Below are 1,036 nucleotides of genomic sequence, written 5' to 3' on the forward strand. Positions count from 1 at the left end.
CGCTCCGGTGTCGGTGCAGTCGATGACGACGACGCGTACGTCGGACATCGGTGCGACGTTGCAGCAGATCGCGGAGTTGACGGCGTCGGGTTGCCAGATCGTGCGGGTGGCGTGTCCGACGCAGGATGATGCGGATGCGTTGGCGACGATCGCGCGGAAGTCGCAGATCCCGGTGATCGCGGACATTCACTTCCAGCCGAAGTATGTGTTCGCCGCGATCGAGGCGGGTTGTGCGGCGGTGCGGGTGAATCCGGGCAATATCAAGCAGTTCGACGACAAGGTGCGGGAGATCGCGAAGGCGGCCGGGGATCGTGGGACGCCGATTCGGATCGGGGTGAACGCGGGGTCGTTGGACCGGCGGTTGCTGCAGAAGTACGGCAGGGCGACTCCGGAGGCGCTGGTGGAGTCGGCGCTGTGGGAGGCGTCGCTGTTCGAGGAGCATGGTTTCCGGGACATCAAGATCTCGGTGAAGCACAACGATCCGGTTGTGATGATCGAGGCGTATCGGCAGCTTGCGGCGCAGTGTGAGTATCCGTTGCATCTGGGTGTGACGGAGGCGGGTCCGGCCTTCCAGGGCACGGTGAAGTCGGCGGTGGCGTTCGGTGCGCTGTTGTCGCAGGGCATCGGTGACACGATTCGGGTGTCGTTGTCGGCTCCTCCGGTGGAGGAGGTGAAGGTGGGCGCGCAGATTCTGGAGTCGTTGGGTCTTCGGGAGCGTGGTCTGGAGATCGTGTCGTGTCCGTCGTGCGGTCGTGCGCAGGTGGATGTGTACAAGTTGGCCGAGGAGGTCACGGCGGGGCTGGAGGGGATGGAGGTTCCGCTGCGGGTCGCGGTGATGGGCTGTGTGGTCAATGGTCCGGGTGAGGCGCGTGAGGCGGATCTGGGTGTCGCGTCCGGCAACGGCAAGGGTCAGATCTTTGTGAAGGGTGAGGTCATCAAGACGGTGCCCGAGTCGAAGATCGTGGAGACCCTGATCGAGGAGGCCATGAAGCTCGCCGAGCAGATGGAGAAGGACGGCGTCGCATCCGGCGAGCCG

General features: G+C 64.7%; 1 protein-coding gene. It reads left to right on the top strand.

Annotation, left to right across the window (positions count from 1 at the left end; translation table 11 throughout):
* A partial coding sequence (ispG, locus tag ADL25_RS11625; protein ID WP_059127614.1) for a flavodoxin-dependent (E)-4-hydroxy-3-methylbut-2-enyl-diphosphate synthase occupies positions 1–1,036 on the top strand: 1,036 nt, incomplete at both ends.

The sequence above is a fragment of the Streptomyces sp. NRRL F-5122 genome, from assembly GCF_001507435.1.
Classification (GTDB): domain Bacteria; phylum Actinomycetota; class Actinomycetes; order Streptomycetales; family Streptomycetaceae; genus Streptomyces; species Streptomyces lannensis.